The organism is Permianibacter aggregans (genome assembly GCF_009756665.1).
In the GTDB taxonomy this organism is placed as follows: domain Bacteria; phylum Pseudomonadota; class Gammaproteobacteria; order Enterobacterales; family Permianibacteraceae; genus Permianibacter; species Permianibacter aggregans.
Genome location: NZ_CP037953.1, coordinates 3,237,067 through 3,258,466 on the forward strand (window position 1 = coordinate 3,237,067; position 21,400 = coordinate 3,258,466).

16 protein-coding genes and 1 pseudogene are annotated in these 21,400 nt (G+C 55.4%); 11 read left to right on the forward strand and 6 right to left on the reverse strand.

Annotated elements, in window-relative coordinates; genetic code table 11:
• Positions 1–153 precede the first annotated feature (153 nt).
• Complete coding sequence (locus E2H98_RS14615; protein ID WP_133590210.1) at positions 154–444, forward strand: hypothetical protein; 291 nt, start codon at positions 154–156, stop codon at positions 442–444.
• A gap of 63 nt (positions 445–507) precedes the next feature.
• Here the strand turns inward: E2H98_RS14615 and E2H98_RS14620 are convergent, their stop codons facing one another.
• The 3 genes from E2H98_RS14620 to E2H98_RS14630 form a co-directional block, all read right to left on the reverse strand.
• Positions 508–2,754, reverse strand: coding sequence for an ATP-binding protein (locus tag E2H98_RS14620; RefSeq protein WP_133590208.1), 2,247 nt, complete (start codon positions 2,752–2,754; stop codon positions 508–510).
• 98 nt (positions 2,755–2,852) lie between these two features.
• A complete protein-coding gene (locus E2H98_RS14625) occupies positions 2,853–3,626 on the reverse strand; it encodes an ABC transporter permease (protein WP_133590206.1) in 774 nt (257 codons plus the stop codon).
• On the reverse strand, positions 3,623–4,573 hold the full coding sequence (locus E2H98_RS14630; protein WP_133590204.1) for an ABC transporter ATP-binding protein: 951 nt from the start codon (positions 4,571–4,573) through the stop codon (positions 3,623–3,625). Before E2H98_RS14630 ends, E2H98_RS14625 begins: the two co-directional genes overlap by 4 nt.
• A 115-nt stretch (positions 4,574–4,688) precedes the next feature.
• Here E2H98_RS14630 and E2H98_RS14635 point away from each other — a divergent pair, with 115 nt between their 5' ends.
• Positions 4,689–6,884 carry a putative bifunctional diguanylate cyclase/phosphodiesterase gene (locus E2H98_RS14635; RefSeq protein ID WP_162848169.1) on the forward strand — a complete coding sequence of 732 codons (2,196 nt, stop codon included), beginning with the start codon at positions 4,689–4,691 and terminating at the stop codon, positions 6,882–6,884.
• Between the two features lie 9 nt (positions 6,885–6,893).
• On the opposite strand, the gene E2H98_RS14640 is transcribed toward E2H98_RS14635, so the two are convergent.
• The 3 genes from E2H98_RS14640 to E2H98_RS14650 all read right to left on the reverse strand — a co-directional run bounded on the left by E2H98_RS14640 (position 6,894) and on the right by E2H98_RS14650 (position 9,843).
• On the reverse strand, positions 6,894–7,517 hold the full coding sequence (locus E2H98_RS14640; RefSeq protein ID WP_133590200.1) for a flavin prenyltransferase UbiX: 624 nt from the start codon (positions 7,515–7,517) through the stop codon (positions 6,894–6,896).
• Between the two features lie 431 nt (positions 7,518–7,948).
• The gene (gene mpl, locus E2H98_RS14645; RefSeq protein WP_133590198.1) at positions 7,949–9,298 is read right to left on the reverse strand and encodes a UDP-N-acetylmuramate:L-alanyl-gamma-D-glutamyl-meso-diaminopimelate ligase; all 1,350 of its coding nucleotides are present in this window, start codon (positions 9,296–9,298) and stop codon (positions 7,949–7,951) included.
• Positions 9,298–9,843, reverse strand: a complete 546-nt coding sequence (locus E2H98_RS14650) for a hypothetical protein (RefSeq protein ID WP_133590196.1) — start codon at positions 9,841–9,843, stop codon at positions 9,298–9,300. Before E2H98_RS14650 ends, mpl begins: the two co-directional genes overlap by 1 nt.
• Positions 9,844–9,930: 87 nt before the next feature.
• Here E2H98_RS14650 and E2H98_RS14655 point away from each other — a divergent pair, with 87 nt between their 5' ends.
• The 9 genes and pseudogenes from E2H98_RS14655 (at position 9,931) to rplC (ending at position 21,384) form a co-directional block, all read left to right on the forward strand.
• Positions 9,931–11,223, forward strand: a complete 1,293-nt coding sequence (locus E2H98_RS14655) for a 6-phosphofructokinase (protein WP_133590194.1) — start codon at positions 9,931–9,933, stop codon at positions 11,221–11,223.
• A gap of 168 nt (positions 11,224–11,391) precedes the next feature.
• Complete coding sequence (locus E2H98_RS14660; RefSeq protein ID WP_133590192.1) at positions 11,392–12,255, forward strand: THxN family PEP-CTERM protein; 864 nt, start codon at positions 11,392–11,394, stop codon at positions 12,253–12,255.
• Between the two features lie 98 nt (positions 12,256–12,353).
• Positions 12,354–15,365 (forward strand): Ig-like domain-containing protein, encoded by a 3,012-nt coding sequence (locus E2H98_RS14665; protein WP_133590190.1) that lies wholly within the window; start codon positions 12,354–12,356, stop codon positions 15,363–15,365.
• A gap of 282 nt (positions 15,366–15,647) precedes the next feature.
• Entirely contained in the window at positions 15,648–16,022 is a 375-nt protein-coding gene (gene rpsL, locus E2H98_RS14670; protein ID WP_133590188.1) for a 30S ribosomal protein S12, read from the forward strand.
• Between the two features lie 164 nt (positions 16,023–16,186).
• Positions 16,187–16,666, forward strand: a complete 480-nt coding sequence (gene rpsG / locus E2H98_RS14675; RefSeq protein WP_133590186.1) for a 30S ribosomal protein S7 — start codon at positions 16,187–16,189, stop codon at positions 16,664–16,666.
• Positions 16,667–16,693: 27 nt separating this feature from the next.
• The gene (fusA, locus tag E2H98_RS14680; RefSeq protein ID WP_133590183.1) at positions 16,694–18,793 is read left to right on the forward strand and encodes an elongation factor G; all 2,100 of its coding nucleotides are present in this window, start codon (positions 16,694–16,696) and stop codon (positions 18,791–18,793) included.
• Positions 18,794–18,874: 81 nt separating this feature from the next.
• Positions 18,875–20,064, forward strand: a pseudogene (tuf, locus tag E2H98_RS14685) (elongation factor Tu).
• Positions 20,065–20,399: 335 nt separating this feature from the next.
• Entirely contained in the window at positions 20,400–20,711 is a 312-nt protein-coding gene (gene rpsJ, locus E2H98_RS14690) for a 30S ribosomal protein S10 (RefSeq protein WP_133590179.1), read from the forward strand.
• 40 nt (positions 20,712–20,751) lie between these two features.
• The gene (gene rplC, locus E2H98_RS14695) at positions 20,752–21,384 is read left to right on the forward strand and encodes a 50S ribosomal protein L3 (RefSeq protein WP_133590177.1); all 633 of its coding nucleotides are present in this window, start codon (positions 20,752–20,754) and stop codon (positions 21,382–21,384) included.
• Positions 21,385–21,400 lie beyond the last annotated feature (16 nt).

The window sequence follows — 21,400 nt, forward strand, 5'->3', positions numbered from 1 at the left end:
AAAAACAGGAAGTTGCATGCGCGGTACAGGTTTTGCAGTGGAGGTTTACGCCTAATTACCCAACCCAATATTACAGCGCGGATGAACGAACCTAACGCAGCGTATAAACACTCCCCGTGGCCCGGCGAATGCCCGGTTTGTCGCGGCCATTTGATGAAGGTGCACAAGCGCGCTTTGAACGGCGGCGACCCGATTTTGGCGGGCATCAGCCTGGCCGGCATGACGCTGTCGCTGATGGTCGGCGTTATTGGCCAGCACTGGGGTTGGCCGGTGGCGATGATCGGTGGTCTGCTGTTTCTGTGGTTAGGATTACGCCACAAGTCCGTTTGGCAGTGCCGTCGTTGCCGCAGCACCTTTCGTCGCCTCGAAGGGGCGGACCAGGAAACGCTAACCGAGGCTAATCCACAGGATTCGCTTCGTTCCGAGCGCTCGCAGCACGCCTGAGTCGAACAATTGTGTGGACCGAAATGTGAATCGATAGTGCTGATTCGAAATGGCCGGCGGGCATTAACGTGAGCTTGGCACTTCACTATTGACTCGACGCTCCAGCACCCGACGCAAGGTGGCAATCAGCGTTTCCCGGCGTACCGGTTTGGTCAGATATTCCTGCATTCCTGCGCGACGGGCATCATCGATCTGATCCAGCGTTGCATGCGCGGACAGGCCAATAATCAACGGTGCGTCACGGCCTTTTTCTGCCAGGATCATCTGCGTTGCCTGCAGGCCATCCAGTTCAGGCATCTGAATATCCATCAACACGACGTCGTAACGTTTTTCGCGCACGGCGAATACGGCGGCCAGGCCGTTGTCGACGGCATCGGCTTGCATACCGGCCAATGCCAGCATGCGCATGATGATGGTTTGATTCACCAAATTGTCTTCAGCCACCAGAATGCGTGCCGCGACCGGCATTTTGTGGCTTTCTTCTTCGCTAATCGGCGCCGCGCCCGCTGGCAGGAACTCAGCCAATACCTGCTTCAGGTTTTGTGCGGACAACGGCTTGCACAATCGGCGCAGCGGCTCACTGGCCAGCTCCGGCGTTTCTTCACCGATCCAATGCAGCCAAATCAGCGTCAAATCCGCTCCCGCTTTTTGTCGACATAAGGTCAATGCCTCTCCGCCAAATTTGCTGTCAATGATGATCGCTTTGGTACCTGCATCCGGCTCGAAATTGAGCAGCGCATTGACGTCGTTCAAACGAAGCAAACTGATGCCATGTGGACCCAGCTGGTAATGCATCTGCTGTACATAAGGCACAAAGTCTGAGACAACGGCGATGCGCATTCGGGGTGTTGGCATGAAAACCGTCGACAGCGAATCTTCAGCGCCGGCTGGCAGTTTGAAACTGAACAGTGAACCAAGCGGCGTCGAGCGCTCCAACCACAGTTTGCCGCCCATCAGCCGGCATAAATCACGCGCCAAGGTCAGGCCCAAACCGCTGCCTTCATGCCGACGCGTCGCCGAGGTGTCGGCTTGGGCAAAGGCATCGAATATCGATTCCTGGTGTTCCAGCGGAATGCCGATACCGCTGTCTTCGACTTCAACAAATAGCTGATGATCGTGCCAATCCAGATGCACATGCACGCCGCCGCGTTCGGTGTATTTGATGGCGTTGCCAATCAAATTGCCGAGCACCTGCCACAGCCGTTCCGGGTCCATCTGAATCAGTCGTGGGGTGCGCACAGAGACCTCGACGGCCAAATCAATCTGCTGGCGGGCAATGGTCAGCGCGAACACTGACAAATGCTCATCAAGCCATTCGCGGATATCGATGCTGCGATACTGGAAGCGGGCATGGCCGGATTCGATGCTGGCGACATCGAGCACGTGGTGAATGGTTTCCAGCAGCGCCTGACTGCATTGCTGAATACGCTCGGCATACTCGCGCTGGGTTTCGCCGAGCGGCGTGTCGAGTAGCAATTCGGTCATGCCACTGATGCCGTTCAGCGGTGTGCGCATTTCATGACTCATATTGGCCAGGAACCGGCTCTTGCTTTCGTTGGCGACATTGGCTTTTTCGGTAGCCGTGCGCAGCTCGTGCTCGACTCGTTCGCGTTCGGCCAAATCCGATTCCAGCGCCTGATTCAATTGCCGTAAATCGGCGTTGATTTTCTCCAGTGTGCGCCGCATCGTGAATGCCATCGGCACGGCAAAGGCCAGCAGCAATAGTGCAGCGCCGACTACCCAAGGCACCTGGCTCCAGAGTGCGTCGTCGATTTCGCTGATGTCGATATCGGCGCCGACCACATAGCGCTGGCCGCCCGGTGAGGTTCGCGGCAGCAGCACGGTGCGGAACGTGCCCCAGCGATCGGTGTAGGTGGCATAAGTGATTTTGTTGTCGTGGTAAGCGTCAAAAAAGCCCTGATGCGCTTCCGGATATGGTGTCCAGTAATAACTGACCGTGCCGCTCTCGACGTCATCATCGTCGTAGCTGGACGCCGTGAAATAGATCAGGTTGTTTTTCAATACATAGGTGTAGAGGTAGGCAAAACCAGCCAGCCGGGCATGGCTGGACAAGGCTTCGAGATTGCGCTTGTCTTCGTCACGGGTAACGCTGGCGGCGCTGGTGGCGCGATCATGAAAATCGGCTGGCAGCACATCAGCGACTTCGGCGGCCGCATTCAACAGTCGCTGATCAATGGTGTCGAGCGTGTTCTTTTGCAGAAAACGCAGCCAGATCACCGTGACCAGAATGACGCCGAGCAGGTAGATGATGCCTGCCGTCAATAACTGCTTGCGACCGCGATAGGCCATGGCTGCGCCTAAAAGAGGTAGGAATAAGACCGGTTTTTAGCACATTCCGGCCGCTTGGCAAACCGGCCGGAATGGTTTTATTGCTTTCGCCCGCCGGGTTAACTGCGCAAACCGGTTCCGCGTTGCAGCAAGCGCAGAGCGAACAAGGTCAGCAAGATGACGCCAGCCAGCAGAATCAGAATCGCCAAGCCGACGTTGACATCCGATTCGCCGAGAAAGCTGTAACGAAAGCCATTGACCAAATACAGAATCGGATTGGCCAGCGAAATATGCTGCCAGATTTCCGGCAACCAGCTGATCGAATAGAACACACCACCAAGATAGGTCAGTGGTGTCAACACAAACGTCGGTACGATCGAGGTATCATCGAATTTACGGGCATAAACCGCGTTGATAAAACCGCCCAGTGCAAACATCGCCGATGCCAGCACCACCAAGAGCACGGTCAGCAACGGATGTTTGACTTCGATATCAACAAACATCAGCGCCAGCGTGCTGACAATCAATGCCGTCAACAATCCACGTGCCATGCCACCGAGCAGGTAGCCGCTCAGTAACACGCCGTTTGATACCGGAGCGACCAGAATCTCTTCGATGCTGCGCTGAAATTTCGCCGAGAAAAAAGACGAGACGACATTGGCGTAGCTATTGGTGATCACCGACATCATAACCAGACCAGGAAAAATATACTCGAGATAACTGTACTCACCGAGCGAGCCGATACGGCTGCCGACAAAATTGCCGAAGATCATGAAATACAGCGTCGTCGTGATCGCTGGCGGCAGTAGCGTTTGCGGCCATATGCGGATAAAGCGCGCCACTTCCTTGAACACGATGCTTTGCAGTGCAATGCGTGAGGCTGTAGACATCATGACTGCAGCTCCTTCGCTGGCTGGCTGACCAATTGCACGAACAATTCCTCCAGCCGGTTGGCTTTATTGCGCATCGACGAAACGGTGATGCCCTGTTCACTGAGCAGTTGAAACAGCTCGTTCAAGCCCTGTTGCCGTGGCACATCGATTTCCACCGAATGCTCATCGACCACCCGGTGCGGATAACCGGGCAGCTCCGGAAATGGTTTCGGCAGATTCGGCGAGTCGAGCACAAAGGTTTCCTGATTCATCCGCGCCAGCAAGGATTTCATGCTGGTGTCTTCAATAATTTCGCCGTGATTGATGATGCCGATATGGCGGCAGAGCATTTCGGCTTCTTCCAGATAATGGGTGGTCAGCACAATCGTTGTGCCCTGCCGGTTCAGTTCACGCAAAAAGCCCCACATTGAGCGGCGCAACTCAATGTCGACGCCTGCGGTGGGTTCATCAAGAATCAACAGCTTCGGTTCGTGCATCATCGCCCGGGCGATCATCAGACGCCGTTTCATGCCGCCGGATAACTGACGAGATGGCTCATTGCGTTTTTCCCAGAGCTGCAAGGGCTTCAGCAATTCCTCGGCTCTTTGGACCGCTTTTTCGCGTGGCACGCCGTAGAAGCCAGCCTGGTTGACGACGATCTGCATGACCGTTTCAAACTGACTGAAATTGAATTCCTGTGGCACCAGACCAAGGCAGCGTTTGGCGGCATTGAAATCGACGTCGATGTCATGGCCGAACACCTCGACCTTGCCGGCGGTTTTTTTTACCAGCGAGGCGATAACGCCAATGGTCGTGCTTTTGCCGGCGCCGTTCGGGCCGAGCAGGGCATAGAACTCGCCAGTCTGCACGGTCAGATCGATACCTTTCAGCGCCTTGACACCATTGTCGTAGCGCTTTTCCAGGCCGCGAATCTTCAGCGCCGGCGTGGAATCTGTCGAATCGGTCAAAGCTTTGATCCCCGTTCATTGAGTTGCGCGGAGTATACCCGTTATAGTGCGTCGGGGCCGCCAACAAGACCCAAGGACAATGGCCACAGCAACGACAAAAATATGGATTTTCGCCGTGCTGAGCTTAAGCGCTGCACCGGCATGGGCACTGGAAGGCATCAGTGTCACGGTCCTGCATTCCTCGTTTTTCCTGTTTTCCCTTTCGCTGCTCTGCATCACGCTACTGATTGATTTTCGTCGTCGGCGCCAGCGTGAGCGAGAACTGCAGGAGTTACGCATCACCAAGCAGCACCTGAATGCGGCACTTTGGGGTTCCGGCGACGGGCTCTGGGATTGGGATTTGCACAGCGGCCGCATCACCCGCAGCGGCATCGCCGAAATGCTTGGCTTTTCACCGAATCAATTGCCGGGCACCGCCACGGCATTGTTCGAGTCCATTCATCCGCAGGATCAGGAAACGGTGCTACGCGCCATTGGTCGCCATCTGCGCCAGAAAACGTCGTTCTTTGAGGTCGAATACCGGGTGCAACATGCCAACGGACAATGGCGCTGGGTACTGCAGCGCGGGCGTTTGCTGGACCCGGAACTCGGTGGTGCCATGCATTTGGGCGGCACGCTGAAAGACATCACGGCACGCAAAAGCATTGAACGCGAATTGCAGTTCTCCTGGACGGTGCTGGAGCACATGAATGAATGTGTCATCGTTACCGATGCCGAGTTTCGGGTGCTGCGGGTCAATGCCGCGTTCAGCAAATTATTTGGTTATCGGCATCAGGAAATTCTCGGCAAAGATACCTCCTTGCTCGATGGCGAAGATTGTCGACCGACCATGGCGATTCGTCATCAGGCCCGGGAAAATGGCCAATGGTCTGGCGAACTGATGCAGCGTTTGAAAAACGGTGAGCTGCGGCTGATGCAGCTCGATTTAAAACGCATATCCGAACCGGTCAGCGGCGAGTTCAATTTTGTTGCGGTGATGACCGACATCACCGGGCGCCGCAAGCAGGAAGAAGAGCTGCGCTATTTGGCGGAAAACGATTACCTGACCGGCCTCAGCAATCGTCAGGCGTTTCATCAGCAATTTGCGCAAAGGCTGCAACCGAAAGGCGAACAGCGCAAACCGATGGCGCTGTATTTTCTCGACCTCGATCATTTCAAGAAAATCAATGATTCACTCGGCCACGGCTGCGGCGACTTGCTGCTGCAATTGGTCGCCTCACGTTTGCGCCATCTGCAGGGTGAGCAGGAAGTGCTGGCCCGACTCGGCGGCGATGAATTTGTTTTGCTCAGTGCCGGCACCAATGTGGCCGGCGTGCTGCAGGCAAAAGCGCAACAAATTCTGGCGGCATTCCTGGCACCGTTTGTTATCGAAGGCCACGAGATCATCATCACCCCAAGCATCGGTGTCAGTTGTTATCCGGAACACGGGCTTGATGGCGGCGTCTTGCTGCAGAAAGCCGACTTGGCCTTGTACCAGGCCAAGCAGGAAGGCCGAGGCCGGGTGCAGATCTACCATGACGAATTGCAGACCCAAGCGCCGCATCGGCTGAAATTGGAAAACGCCTTACGCAAAGCCATTTCTCAGGCAGAACTGGAAGTCTGGTTTCAGCCGCGTTGGGATATTCGCGAAAATGCCGTTACCGGATTTGAAGCACTGGTGCGCTGGCACTCTAGCGCCTTTGGCCCTGTAAAACCCGATGAATTCATCGCTATTGCCGAAGAGCTGGATTTGATATCCGATATTGGCGATTGGATGTTGAACGCCGCCTGCCGGCACGCTGCCACGTGGTGGCGGCAAAACCATTGCTGGCGGGTGTCGGTGAATTTAAGCGCCAAGCAATTGAAACAAACCGATCTGGTGCAAAGGGTGCAACAGGCATTGAGTGATCATGATTTACCGGCTTGCGCGCTGGAACTGGAGCTGACCGAAAGCCAGTTGCTGACGGCCTCCGCTTCGGTCGCCGACAACTTGTCGCAGTTACGTGCACTCGGCGTGCGCATGGCACTCGATGATTTTGGCACCGGCTATTCGGCGTTCTCGTATTTGCGCCGCTATCGTTTCGATACCCTGAAAATTCCGAAAGAATTTGTTGCCCATACCGATACCGATGTAGCGTCCGAAGCCATCATTTCAGCGATGATTGCTTTAGCCCACAAGCTCGATATGATCGTCGTCGCGGAAGGTGTTGAAACCAGCGAGCAGCACAAACGGCTGCGGCAAATGCAGTGCGATGAAATCCAGGGGTATTTCATTGGCGAGCCACTGGCCGGTGAAGAATTGTTGCGCGATATTGAAGAGTTTATCGGTTAAGCAAAACGATCAGTTTTCGCCGTTGCCGTATCCCCAGCGTGGCATCAGCGTTTGTTCGATACCGAGGTGATCGAGTATCCGGGCGACAATAAAGTCGACCAGATCATCGACGGTTTTCGGTTGCTGATAAAAGCCGGGACTGGCTGGCAGTATCGTCACACCAAGCCGTGCCAGATTCAGCATGTTTTCCAGATGAATAGCTGAATACGGCGTTTCCCTTGGCACCAGAATCAATTGGCCTTTTTCTTTCAGCACGACGTCGGCGGCGCGTTCAATCAGATTGTCGCTGGCACCTTGGGCAATGGCCGAAAGCGTGCCGGTGCTGCAGGGACAGACTACCATTTGCTTTGGCGCGCTGGAGCCACTGGCGACAGCGCTCATCCAGTTGTCGCGCGCCAGCAGTTCGATTTTTTCGCTGGGCAATTGCAAACGTTCAGATAAGCGATTCAGTTGCTCGCGAGTGTTGTCAGGAAGGGCGATATCGCATTCGGTGGCCAGCACCACGCGTGCCGGTGCACTGAGCAATAGATAAATTTTCTCGTAGTGCAGCGTCAAACACTGCAATAAGCGCAGTGCGTACGGTGCGCCAGAAGCGCCGGTCAGAGCCAGGGTGATTGCCGAACGGTTGCCCATTTGTTCACCTACCATTGGTTGATGCTGTGTTGCAGTGTAGTGCAGCGTAGGGCCTGTTTACCTTTGCCACACCGCAGCGACGGAGCTGCCCGTAGCGCAGTGGTCGCGCGCGTCTCCTGACGCGCTTGCGACACTTCCCACGTCCCTGTGGGGCGCAGGAATGAGGAGCGCAGTGTACTTGACGTACATGAGCGACGAATGACGCCGCAATGCGCCACGGGCGGCCCGTCCCTTCGGGTTGCGCCCAGAAAAGCGCCATGCCGCGTTGCTCGTCGTTCATTTGGAATGACCACAAAAACGCCGGGAGCGTTTTTGAGCTTCAGCCCCGGAGGGGTGAGACACAGGGATGTGTCGAACAAACTTCTCTCCTCGCGCCTTGCATGGCGCTTTTCTGGGCGGCAACGTTGTGGCGTGGCAAAGGTAAACAGGCCCTAGTGCGCGAACGCATCGAGCAACTTCTGATGAATGCCGCCAAAGCCGCCGTTGCTCATGACTAGTACCTGGTCACCGGGTTTTGCTACGGCTTTGACGGCCGCAACGATCGAATCAACATCGGAAAAATTCCGCCAGGGAATCGTGAAGTCGGTGGGCAGGCGTGCTTGCCATTGCTGCTCCGCCGGTTGATGCAGAAACACCATATCGGCCTGACGCAGGCTGTCGGCCAGCGTGTCGCGATGTACGCCCATTTTCATCGTTGCCGAGCGCGGATCGACGACGGCCAGAATGCGCGCGTTGCCAATTGCCGCCCGCAAGCCGGACACGGTGGTCGCAATCGCGGTCGGATGATGAGCAAAATCATCATAGACCGCAATGTCGCCGACTTCGCCTTTCAATTCCATTCGGCGTTTGATGCCTTTGAATTCAGCCAGCGCCGCGCACCCGACATCAATGCTGACGCCGCAATGCCGAGCGGCAAGCAATGCCGCCAGCGCATTGGCCTGATTGTGCTGGCCCAGAAGCGACCAGCGCACTTCGCCCTGCTTTTGATTCTGATGCCAGATGGAAAACGCTCGACCATCAGCAGATTCGTTTTGTAGCCACCAACCATGGGTTTGATCCAGGGTTTCTGTTGCACTCCAGCAGCCGCGCTTGATCACGCGTTGTAGCGCCTCGTCAGTGCTTGGATAAATAACCAGGCCGTTACCGGGCACGGTGCGCAGCAAATGATGGAACTGGGTTTCGATCGCGGCCAGATTCGGATAGATATCGGCATGATCAAATTCGAGATTATTGAGCACGGCGGTGCGTGGCCGGTAATGAACAAACTTCGCGCGCTTATCGAAAAATGCTGTGTCATATTCATCGGCTTCGATGACGAAAAATGGCGCCTCACCCAAACGTGCTGATTGCCCGAAATTACCCGGCACGCCGCCGATCAAAAAGCCCGGTTTCAAGCCGGCATACTCCAGTATCCAAGTAGCCAAACTGGTTGTCGTGGTTTTGCCGTGGGTGCCGGCAATGGCCACGACCCAACGCGATTGCAGCACTTCGCGCGCCAGCCATTCGGCGCCGGAAACATAGGGCAAATTTTGGTTCAGCACGCGCTCGACGGCCGGGTTGCCACGCGACAGGGCATTGCCGATGATCACCAAATCCGGCTGTGGCTGCAGCGTATCGTTTTCATAGCCGGCGATCAGGTCAATGCCGGCATCGGCCAGTTGCGTGCTCATCGGTGGATAAACATTTTGATCCGAACCGGAAACGCGGTGGCCAAGTTCACGTGCCAGCAGCGCCAAGCCGCCCATAAACGTGCCGCAAATACCAAGAATATGAATATGCATCAGACAGGACTCGTGATCTGTTGAAACAGGCTGACCCGAATTAAAAACAAGGCAATGGCCAGGGTCAGTGCAAACGCGTAACGCCAATTCAATGCGTGTCGCAAAATATGCGCGTGAATGCTCATGCTCCAGACAATCATCGCGACGTTCAATACCAGTGCCATGGCGGGATTGCTCGACACGGTGGACATCAAGAACATCAATGGCCACATGCCGATGTTGAGCAGCGTCGCGCATCCTTGCACTGCAGTCAGCACTTGCAATAGCCGCTCACCGCGGTTGCTCAGCCACAGCACCAGGCTCCAGACTGAAAGACTTAAGGCAATGGCAATCGAGGCGCGAAAAAACGCCGTCGCCGCCGGTGCCAATAACAGGAACAGTAGTGCGCTGCTGAACCATTGCAACAGGCAGGCCTTAAGCAACAGCGCCGGAGACCAGGGCAAATCCTGCGGGCCTTTTTTCAGCAGACAAATGGGGAAAAATAATGAGAAAAACTGCAAGTGCGCGCCGTGACTGCCATCAAATTCAGTTAGGCTATTATGCAAGTCGGTTTCGATCAGCGTCCAGACACGAACGCAAATAGTTGATGGATGTTGAATCCCCCTGATTGGTACAGTGAATAAGGAATGATCATGGCCAAAGCGATTACCCCGAAAAAAGTCTACAACGCCTTCTATGCGCAAAGCGGTGGTGTTACCGCGGTGATCAATGCCTCGGCTGCCGGTGTCATCGAAACGGCACGCAAATACCCGAAGAAAATCGGCAAGGTCTACGCCGGCAAGGATGGCATTCTTGGCGCGCTATATGAAAACCTGATCGACACCAGCAAGGAAAGCAAGGAAGCGATTGCGGCGCTGAAATACACGCCGGGCGGCGCCTTCGGCTCCTGCCGCCATAAACTGAAATCCCTGGAGCAAAGCTGGGCTGAATACGAGCGTCTTATCGAGGTGTTCAAGGCGCACGATATTCGTTACTTCTTTTATAACGGCGGCAACGATTCGATGGATACCGCCAACAAGATCTCCCAGATGGCCGAGCAGCTCGAATATCCACTGACCTGCATCGGTATTCCGAAAACGGTCGATAACGACCTGCCGTTGACCGACAACTGCCCGGGCTTTGGCTCGGTGGCCAAGTATGTGGCCGTGTCAATTCGCGAAGCGGGTATGGATGTAGCGTCGATGGCCAGCTCATCAACCAAAGTATTCGTGCTCGAAGTCATGGGCCGTCATGCCGGCTGGATTGCCGCGGCCGCTGGTCTTGCAACGGAGAAAGCCGGTCAGCCTCCGCATATCATCTTGTTTCCAGAGCGGGTTTTCGATCAGGCGAAATTCCTGGCGCGGGTAGACGAGGTGGTCAAGCAATACGGGTACTGCACGATTGTCGTATCAGAAGGGGTGAAAAACGCCGAAGGCAAATTCCTCGCCGAGGCCGGCACCAAGGATGCGTTCGGGCATGCCCAGCTCGGTGGCGTCGCGCCGGTCATCGCTCAGTTGGTCAAAGATAAGCTGGGCTACAAATACCACTACGCCGTCGCCGATTACCTGCAGCGCTCGGCGCGCCACATCGCCTCAAAAACCGATCTGGAGCAGGCCTACGCGGTTGGCAAAGCGGCGGTTGAATTTGCCGTCAAAGGTCATAACGCCGTCATGCCAATCATTCTGCGACAGAAAGGACGTACCTACGGCTGGCAAATCAGCATGGCCCGGCTTAGCGAAGTAGCCAATGTCGAGCGCAAAATGCCCGATACCTATATCAGCCAGGACGGCTTTCATATCACCGCCGCCTGCCGCCGTTACCTGTCGCCGCTGATTCAGGGCGAAGCCTATCCGCGTTATGAAAACGGCTTGCCGGCTTATGCGAAATTAAAAAACACAGTGGTTCCTAAGCGCTTAAAAACGGCATTCACGTTGAAAAAGGCGTAAAGGCGCATTAACACGGTGTCGAAGGACTTTACATCTCGGCAAATCTGGTAATGGTTACCAAAGGATAACCTATTGATCTGTAATATAAATCCAAACCTGGCACAGGACGTGCTTAAGGAGCGGTTACGAGCAACGCCTGAGCCCAATTACTAAGGAGTGGTACTTATTATGCGTATTCGTAATCTGATCGCGGCCGTGACACTGGTAGCTGCCGGTGCCGTAGCAGCCGACCCGATCGCTTCGTTTGACTTTGAAACACGTACCGGTTTTGAAAACTGGGCTTGTGATGGCGGCGGCGTATGCGGCCTGACCGCTAACGAGCCAGTCACCGGTTTTGCTGGTGCCTCGCTGTATGAGCACCTGTCCTGGGGTACTGGCAGTACGCAGAACCCGTTTGTTTCCGGTGGCGGCAACGCTCAGGATCCTTACTCGGCACAAAGCCATCTGAACATCACCAACTTCATTGGGGCTGGCAACTCCATTCTGACCAATGGTGGCTGGACGACGATTAACGTCTTTACCCATACCAACAACATCATTACCACGGCTGGTGGCAACCTGGGTTCGGTCAACGTCAACGGCTGGTTCCAATTGACCAGCCCGGTTTCGCTGAGCGTTCCAGGCATCAACCCGCTGTATTTTGATGAGACGCTGAACCTTGATGCGGAAGAGTGCCCGGGCCCGAACCCGCTAGGTACTGCTTGTGATGACGTGTTCACCACAACGGGACTGGAAGGCACCTTCATGTTCTACAATGACGGTTTCTACAGCTACTGGATTTCGTTCCAGTTTGCCGCCGGCCCAGGTGCTGCGGTCATCGACAATGGTGACGGCACCTTCACGATCTATACAACGGAAGCCTGCAGCCAAGACGGTGATGCTGGGTGTGCAGCTGGTGAACCCTATTCCGCCGGGATCAGCACCATCTACACCCAAGCTCGCATTTTCACCGTGTTCATTCCTGAGCCGGGCACGATGCTGCTGATGGGCATTGGTGCATTGGCCTTCGGTCTGCGTCGCCGGAAAATGTAAGTTTCGTTAGCAGTTCAAAAAAGGCGGCCTTGTGTCGCCTTTTTTGTTTGTTCCAATCCTGAAAATAATGTGCACACCATAAGAAAAGGAGTTTTCTGATGCGTTTTTCATTACTCTACGGCGCGATGCTCAGCAGTCTGTTCTGGATTGCCTGCTATTCACCAAGGCTGGAAGCGGCCGCGCCGCCGCTGCTCAATGCCCAGCTCACGACGTTGAACAACATCGAATGGAAGGCTGTTGATGGCCGACGCGAAGGCCGCTTCAAGCAGGTCAATGCGTATCGCAGTCTGCACGGTCAAAGCCTGCAAGCAGAGGAAGAGTCTGATGCCGCTCTCAGTTTTACTACCATGGTTTCGCGCACGGGTTATTACCGGATAAACGCTTGGTGGCCGGTGGTTGAGCAAGCTGGCCAAGTGACGCTGCTGGTGAAGTCTGGCACGCAGGAATTCGAGCAGGTGTTCAGCCAGAAGGGTAATGGCGGCCAATGGCAGCAACTTCAGCTGCTGTCATTGCAGCCTGGCTCGGTCTCTATCCTGATCAAAGGTACGCAACAGTCCTTTTTCCTGGATGCATTGCGGCTTGAATATGTGGGTAAAGAGCGGCCCCCGCTGCGGTTTACCGATCAAGCCTTGGCGACCATGGATGTGCAGCAGCCGGCGAACGCGCCTTTGCGAGTCAGTGACGCTTTGGGCGAGGTCGAATATTCGCTACACAAAGGCCGGTTACCGGATGGTGTGCAACTGGACCGGAAACGAGGTGAATTGCGCGGTCGGCCGTTTGCGCCAGGCCGTTTTGATATCGTCATTCGAGCTCGTGATAGTCAAGGTGGTGAAGCGTATCAGCAATACGCGATTCACGTAGATGAATCGACGCCGGTGGTTGAAACTCCGGCGGTTAAGGCCAGTCAGTGGCAGGGCAGCAGTAAACCGGACGCGTCCCCTTATGGCGCCGATGTCTCGGCGCTGTTGACGATTATTGCCGGTTTGCCAGAGGGGGCTTGGTACAAAGCCAATACCAATTTGTTCTCCGATGTATGGACGCCTTCAGAGCTGCGGCCGCTGGATAATTTCGGTAATCCAACGCCAGCGAAAATCATTGGCGCCTGGAGTTCATTTGATTGGGACAGCAAGCGCGCCGATTTGATTATCTATGGTGGCGGTCACGCCAATTATTCCGGTAACGATGTCTATCGCTGGCGCGCCAGCACACAGCAATGGCAGCGCATGTCGCTGCCGAGTGAAGTGACCAAAGATAGCGCCAACAATTACATCGCGATTGATGGCGCGTTCAATGCGCCGTCATCGGCTCACACTTACGACAACAATATTTATTTGCCCGTGGCTGACCGCTTCCTGAGCTTTGGTGGCGCCGCCTACAACAACGGCGATATGTTTTTCATGGTCGACAATGGCGTCAATCGTCGCACGGGTCCGTATCTGTTTGATCCGGAAAAGGCCAATCCGATGATGGTTGGTGGCAGCACCGGTTCGCACGTCAAACGTGTGCAGCCGTTCCCCGAAATTCTCGGCGGTCAAATGTGGCAGAACCGCGATATGTGGGGGGCGCTGGCTGGTACGCCGCGTTTGCCGAGGCGTCATGTTGAAGGCTGTACTGCGTATGCTGAAGAGCTCGGTAAAGACGTGCTCTATGTTGGCGCCAACCATGGCACCGGCACGGCATTGAATTTGTATCGTTATCAGATTAACGACATCAACAATCCTGCTGCTGATCAATGGGAAATCGTTGGCCGCTGGTGGAATGGCGCTCAGGCACAAACCGCTTGCGCCTACGACCCGGAAAGCAAATTGTTCGTTCGCCTAAGCGGTTCTTCAAAACCATTGGCCTATTGGAATTTGAACACGCCGGGCAGCAGCAATGATGATGTCGTCGTGTTGCCCACCGATCTCGATGGCGCGTTTACCGCTCGCTACAGTACCGGAGAGTTGAAACCTAAAAACTGCGGTCTGGACTTCGACCCGGTGCGAAAACAGTTTGTCATGTGGTGCAGCGGCGCTGATGTTTTCCTGATTCAGCCGCCGGCAACTCCGTCGCCTTCCGGCTGGACCATCCGCAAAGGGGTATTGGTAGCCAGTTCCACGCCATCGAATATCATCGGCACCGGCATACTCGGTAAATGGAAATACATTCCGAATCTCGATGTGTTTATCGGCTTGCAGGACGCGACGGCCGGTAACGTCTGGATTTACAAGCCGGAAGGCTGGCAGCAGCCGGTCGGCGGCGACAACCTGAAACCGGTCGTCAACCTGACGGCGCCAAGCGCCGGTGCCGAATTCGTCGCCGGCGATGTCATCACCTTGCAGGCGGAGGCCAGTGATCTGGATGGTTACGTCAGTCGCGTTGATTTCTATCGAGGCAGCACTTTGATTGCCAGTGATACCAGTGCGCCGTTCGCTTACGACTGGCTCGACGCTCCGGTCGGCAACCATGATATTTCCGCCTTGGCGACAGACGATCTCGGTGCCCAGGCCTGGTCCGCGCCGGTAGCCATTACTGTGCTGCCAGGACAATCCGGTACGGTAACGCTACAAGAAGGGCAGAACGGTTACATCGGTACCCAGGATACCTATTTAAGCAGTTACAGCCCGAGTGGCATTGCTGGTAGTCAAAGCATCATGTACGACGAGAACAATGCCTACTCGCCGATGCTGCGGTTCAAGATTTTTGCCAGCGAAGGCGGCATCGTGCCGGATGATGCCTTGATTCAAAACGCGCAACTGCATGTGTATAAGGCTACGGTCTACAACGCCACCTGGGGTGTGCATCGACTGCTGCGCGATTGGCAGGAAACTGAGGCCAACTGGCTGAACTTCCGTTCCGGTCAAGCCTGGAGTGGCAGCGGCGCCAATGGATCCAATACCGACTATGTCAGCGCGCCGGATGCCTCGGTGGTATCCGATTGGGGCACAGGTTGGCTGATGTTTGATGTCACCCAGAGCCTGCAGATGATGCAAAATGAACAGCAGAACTATGGTTGGCGCATCATTCGCTCAGCGGGTGATCGGTATAACCTGAAGCGCTTCTATACCAAAGACTACACCACCGACGTGACCCGCCGTCCGAAGTTGGTAATTACTTACGCTGCGCCCTAAACTAAACAAGAGCGTCTCATTGCTGTTAAGCCCGCCATCATTGTTTCTGACACAACAATGATGGTGGGTCAGAGGCTCCACCCCTTAGCTTGTGTGACAGAATTTTGTGCCGGCAGGAGGACACTCGCGAGCCCCCTAAAAAGTTGGCTCCATGATGGGTTTGCCAGCCCAGAACTTACCTTGACTACACTGTCCTTCATCTCTAGAATGCCGCACCCCCCTGAAAGCCTGCTTTTCGGGCGTAGGGGTGTTTTCTCTTTTTACTAGGAGTTTTTTCTTCAAATGGCGACCGTAAACCAGCTCGTGCGCAAACCTCGCAAAGAGATTAAGCGCAAGACCCCGTCACCGGCGTTGCAAAACTGCCCGCAGAAACGCGGCGTTTGCACCCGTGTGTATACCACCACTCCGAAAAAGCCGAACTCCGCTTTGCGTAAAGTCTGCAAAGTGCGTTTGACCAACGGCTACGAAGTGATTTCCTATATCGGTGGTGAAGGCCACAACCTGCAAGAACACTCTGTCGTGCTGATCCGCGGCGGCCGTGTAAAAGACTTGCCAGGTGTGCGTTACCACACCGTCCGTGGTTCCTTGGATACCGCAGGCGTGAAAGACCGGAAGCAAAGCCGTTCCAAATACGGTGCCAAGCGTCCGAAGAAATAATTTGGCCAGTTCGGTCGTTCCGCGTACGCGCGTCACACTGAATAGCCCCTGGGCATCCTGCCCAACACACCAATCGAGTGTGTAAGTAAGGCCGGTAGCGTAGTGAATCAGTTGCTTCACACTGCCAATGCCGGATTCAACCTGAAGCAAGAAGGAAAGTTAACATGCCACGTCGTCGTGTCGTCGCGAAACGCGAAATCCTGCCGGAACCGAAATACGGCAGCGAATTGCTTGCAAAATTCATCAACGTAGTCATGGTCTCCGGTAAAAAATCGGTCGCCGAAAAGATTGTTTACGGTGCCATTGACTCGATTGCCAGCAAGAAAAACACCCAGGCTGAAGAAGCCATGGCCATCTTCGAAAAAGGCCTGGACAACGTCCGCCCGATGGTCGAAGTCAAATCCCGCCGCGTCGGTGGTGCCACTTATCAGGTACCAGTCGAAGTCCGTGCCAGCCGTCAATCGGCCCTGGCCATGCGCTGGTTGGTTGATGCCGCCCGTAACCGTGGTGAAAAGACCATGGCTGACCGTCTGGCCGCTGAAGTGCTGGATGCCGTCGAGAACCGCGGTTCTGCCGTCAAGAAGCGTGAAGACGTGCACCGTATGGCCGAAGCCAACAAGGCCTTCTCGCATTACCGCTGGTAATCCGCACACCCAAACTTGGAGTAAATCATGGCACGCACCACGCCAATTGAGCGCTACCGTAATATCGGTATCAGCGCGCACATCGACGCCGGTAAGACAACCACGACTGAGCGCGTATTGTTTTACACCGGTGTCAACCACAAAATCGGTGAAGTTCATGATGGCGCCGCCACCATGGACTGGATGGAGCAGGAGCAAGAGCGCGGTATCACCATTACCTCGGCTGCGACCACCTGCTTCTGGGCCGGTATGTCACAACAGTTTGACCAACACCGCATCAACATCATCGACACCCCCGGACACGTTGACTTCACCATCGAAGTTGAGCGTTCGATGCGCGTGCTTGATGGTGCCTGCATGGTCTATTGCGCGGTCGGTGGCGTTCAGCCGCAGTCCGAAACCGTATGGCGTCAGGCCAACAAGTACAAAGTGCCGCGTCTGGCCTTCGTCAACAAGATGGACCGTACCGGTGCCAACTTCCTGCGCGTCATTGAGCAGATGAAGAGCCGTTTGCAAGCCAACCCGGTTCCGCTGGTACTGCCAATCGGAGCCGAAGACTCATTCTCCGGTCTGGTTGACCTGATCAAGATGAAGTCGATCATCTGGAACGAAGAAAATCAGGGCATGACCTTCGAATACGGCGAAATTCCGGCTGATATGGTTGAGCTGTGCAATCAGTGGCGCGAGCACCTGGTTGAGTCGGCGGCGGAAGCCAACGAAGAGCTGATGAACAAGTACCTGGAAGAGGGTGACTTGTCGGAAGACGAAATCCACATGGCAATTCGCCAGCGCACCGTCAACAACGAAATCATTCCGGCTGTTTGCGGTTCGGCGTTCAAGAACAAGGGCGTGCAAATGATGCTGGACGCCGTCGTTCGCTATCTGCCAGCGCCGACCGATGTGCCGGCGATCAAGTGCGAAACCCCGAGCGGTGAGCCGGCTGAGCGTCATCCGTCTGATGATGCGCCGTTTTCTGCCCTGGCGTTCAAGATTGCCACCGACCCGTTCGTTGGTTCCTTGACCTTTATTCGTGTTTATTCCGGCGTCGTCAACAGCGGTGACGCGGTGTACAACACGACCAAAGACAAGAAAGAGCGTATCGGCCGTCTGGTGCAGATGCACGCGAACAACCGCGAAGAAATTCGTGAAATTCGCGCCGGCGACATCGCCGCCTGTATCGGTCTGAAAGACGTCACCACCGGTGACACGATTTGTAATCCGGATCACCAGGTGATTCTTGAGCGGATGATTTTCCCTGAGCCGGTTATCTCGGTTGCCGTTGAGCCGAAAACCAAGAGCGACCAGGAAAAGATGGGTATCGCCCTGGGCCGTCTGGCTCAGGAAGATCCGTCGTTCCGCGTACACACCGATGAAGAATCCGGCCAGACCATTATTTCTGGTATGGGCGAGTTGCACCTCGACATCATCGTCGACCGTATGCGTCGCGAATTCAAAGTCGAAGCCAACGTCGGCAAACCGCAGGTTGCGTACCGCGAAACCATTCGCAAGTCGGTTGAGCAAGAAGGCAAGTTCGTGCGTCAGTCCGGTGGTCGTGGTCAATACGGTCACGTCTGGCTGCGTATCGAGCCGCAAGAAGCCGGCAAAGGTTACGAGTTTTCCAACGAAGTCGTCGGTGGTGTGGTTCCGCGTGAATACATCCCGGCCGTTGACAAAGGCGTGCAGGAACAGATGAAGAACGGCATCATCGCCGGCTTCCCGGTCGTTGACGTCAAAGTCACGATTTATGACGGTTCTTACCATGATGTCGACTCGAACGAAATGGCGTTCAAAATCGCCGGTTCGATGGGCTTCAAAGAAGGCTGCTTGAAAGCTAAACCGGTACTGCTCGAGCCGATGATGAAAGTCGAAGTCGAAACCCCTGAGCAATACATGGGGGATGTCATCGGCGATTTGAACCGTCGTCGCGGTATCGTTCAAGGCATGGACGATCTGCCTGGCCAAATCAAAGCCATCAAAGCGGAAGTGCCGCTGGCCGAGATGTTTGGCTATGCCACCGATCTGCGCTCTGCCACGCAGGGCCGTGCTACGTACTCGATGGAATTCGGTCATTACAATGAAGCGCCAAGCAACGTTGCCGAATCCGTCATCGCAGCACGCAAGAAGTAATCAAGTGGGGCGCCCGCCAGCCAATGCGGTTGGCGGGCAACCGAATGTAAACGTCAAACAAACTTAAGCTGAGGCATCATCATGTCAAAGGAAAAATTTGAACGTAAAAAGCCCCACGTCAACGTGGGCACCATTGGTCACGTTGACCATGGCAAGACTTCGCTGACCGCGGCCCTGACCATCGTGTCGGCCCGCACCAGCGGTGGCCAGGTCAAGAACTACGACGAAATCGACAGCGCCCCGGAAGAGCGCGCTCGCGGTATTACCATCAACACCGCCCACGTCGAATACGAAACCGCCAACCGCCACTACGCGCACGTTGACTGCCCGGGCCACGCTGACTATGTCAAGAACATGATCACCGGTGCCGCCCAGATGGACGGCGCGATCCTGGTGTGCTCGGCTGCTGACGGCCCCATGCCGCAGACCCGTGAACACATCCTGCTGGCCCGTCAGGTCGGTGTACCGTACATCGTTGTGTTCCTGAACAAGTGCGACATGGTCGACGACGCCGAGCTGCTCGAGCTGGTCGAAATGGAAGTGCGTGAACTGCTGAGCACCTACGAATTCCCAGGCGACGACACCCCGATCATCCGTGGTTCGGCGAAACTGGCGATCGAAGGCGACAAAGGCGAGTTCGGCGAGCAAGCCGTCCTGAAACTGCTGGAAACCCTGGATACCTATATTCCTGAGCCAGAGCGTGCCATCGACAAGCCGTTCCTGCTGCCGGTCGAAGACGTGTTCTCGATCTCCGGTCGCGGTACCGTGTAACCGGTCGTGTCGAGCGCGGCATCATCAAAGTCGGCGAAGAAATCGAAATCGTCGGTATCCGTGATACCCAGAAGACCACCTGCACCGGTGTTGAAATGTTCCGCAAACTGCTGGACGAAGGCCGTGCTGGTGACAACGTTGGCGTGCTGCTGCGCGGTACCAAGCGTGAAGAAGTCGAGCGTGGTCAGGTACTGGCCAAGCCGGGTTCGATCAAGCCGCACACCAAGTTCGAGTCGGAAGTGTACGTGCTGTCGAAAGAAGAAGGTGGTCGTCACACCCCGTTCTTCAAAGGCTACCGCCCGCAGTTCTACTTCCGTACCACGGACGTCACCGGTGCTGTTGAGCTGCCGGAAGGTGTCGAGATGGTCATGCCTGGCGACAACATCAAGATGGTCGTCACGCTGATCGCCCCGATCGCCATGGACGACGGTCTGCGCTTCGCGATTCGCGAAGGTGGCCGTACCGTTGGCGCCGGCGTTGTCGCGAAAGTGATTGCCTAATTGGTGATACATGCTGACCGGTCTTCGGACCGGTCAGACTCAAACCCTCGGGCTTGAGGCAGTATTTTCGGATGTCGAGCAATTTTTGCTCGACATTCCATAAAGGCACCGGTATAGTTCGCGCGCCTTTGAAATACGTTCTTTGGTAGTTCCCTTCCCAGCCTTGGCTGTGGGGGTGTTGGCGGTAGTAGACCAGTATATTGGTATCGCTGCCCCTAACAACGAGCTCAATTGCAGCTCGACGGATACTTGGACATCGCGCTCCGCCCAGAAAGGGGATGGAAGGTGCGATGTTCGCTTTGTTATTTGCTCTTTAGACTTGGAGTGCCATTGACATGGCAAAGCAACGCATTCGAATCCGCCTTAAGGCGTTCGACCACAGACTGATTGATCAGTCCACGATGGAAATCGTGAACACGGCTAAGCGCACCGGTGCCCACGTTGTAGGCCCGATTCCGCTGCCGACAAAGAAAGAGCGCTACACGGTTCTCGTGTCACCGCACGTGAACAAAGATGCGCGTGACCAGTACGAGATTCGTACGCATAAACGCCTGGTCGACATCGTCGAGCCAACCGACAAAACGGTTGATGCTCTGATGAAGTTGGATCTGGCCGCTGGTGTTGATGTCCAGATTAGCTTGAGCTAATCGGCATCGCGCGAATGAATGCTTGTTGAGGAAACACGACATGGCAATCGGATTAGTGGGTCGTAAGTGCGGTATGACTCGACTGTTCACCGAAGACGGCGCTTCAGTGCCAGTCACGGTTATCGAAGTCGAGCCGAACCGTATCACCCAAATCAAAACCCTCGAAAACGATGGGTACATTGCGATTCAAGTCACGACTGGCGAGCGTAGAGCCAGCCGTGTCACCAAGCCAATGGCTGGTCACTTTGCGAAAGCTGGTGTCGCCGCTGGTCGTGGTGTATGGGAATTCCGCGCTAACGCAGAGCATGGCTTGAGCGTTGGTGGCGAATTGAAAGCTGACCTGTTCAAAGAAGGTCAGTTGGTGGATGTCACCGGCCAGACCAAAGGCCGTGGCTTCTCGGGCACCATCCGTCGCTGGAATTTCCGCGGCCAGGACGCCACACACGGTAACTCCGTGTCGCACCGCGTCCCTGGTTCCATCGGTCAGCGTCAGACCCCGGGTCGCGTATTCAAGGGCATGAAAATGTACGGCCACTATGGTGATGAGCAAGTCACCATCGAGAAGCTGGCCATCGTTCGTGTCGATGCTGAACGTGGCTTGCTGTTGGTCAAGGGTTCGGTTCCTGGTTTTGACGGCGCTGACGTTATCGTCAAGCCGGCTGCCAAAGCCTGAGCCCGTAAGGAGAGTT